Origin of the sequence: Microbacterium sp. BF1 (assembly GCF_019279095.1) — a bacterium.
Classification (GTDB): Bacteria; Actinomycetota; Actinomycetes; order Actinomycetales; family Microbacteriaceae; genus Microbacterium; species Microbacterium maritypicum.
Genome location: NZ_JAGYWT010000787.1, coordinates 1 through 713 on the forward strand (window position 1 = coordinate 1; position 713 = coordinate 713).

Below are 713 nucleotides of genomic sequence, written 5' to 3' on the forward strand. Positions count from 1 at the left end.
CGCGTCACCGTCGAACGTGGCATCGTCGAGGAGTTCGGCGGCCCCGGCCGCGACAGCGGAGGCGGCGTTCAGACGCTGCTCGCCGTTGCCCACGGAATAGGGCACGTAGAGTGCGGGGATACCCAGGGCGCTGATCTCGCTCACGGTCGCCGCCCCGGACCGGGAGACGATCAGATCGGCCAGCGCGAAGGCGAGATCCATGCGGTCGACGTAACGGCGCAGGGCGTAGCCGGTGACGCCGGGGTCGGGGAGGTCGCTGCGCTCTCCCGTGACGTGCAGCAGCTGCCACCCGGTGTCCAGGATGTCGCGCCACGAGTCCTCGAGCGCCTCGTTGAGACGCTGGGCGCCCAGCGACCCCCCGAAGACGAGGAGCACGGGCCGCTCGACGTCGAGGCCGAAGTACTCCGCGGCCTCCGCGCGGGAAGCCGCGCGGTCGAGGGCGATCACTTCCTGGCGTAGCGGCATGCCGACGACCTCGCCGCCGCGCAGCGGGGTGCCTTCGAAGGCGACGCCCACTGCGGCCGCGCGGCGGGCACCGAGCACGTTCGCCAGCCCCGGCTTGGCATTGGCCTCGTGCACCACGAAGGGCACACCCTCCCGACGGGCGGCGACGTACGCCGGGGCTGAGGCGTACCCGCCGAAGCCGACCACCACGTCGATGCCGTGCCGACGGATGTGGGCGCGCACCTGGGCGATGGCCCGGCGGAAGCGCC

General features: G+C 73.1%; 1 protein-coding gene. It reads right to left on the reverse strand.

All coding sequences use genetic code 11. From position 1 onward, the window contains the following. On the reverse strand, nt 1-713 hold a 713-nt coding region (locus KZA10_RS16795; RefSeq protein ID WP_218683470.1), incomplete at both ends, for a glycosyltransferase.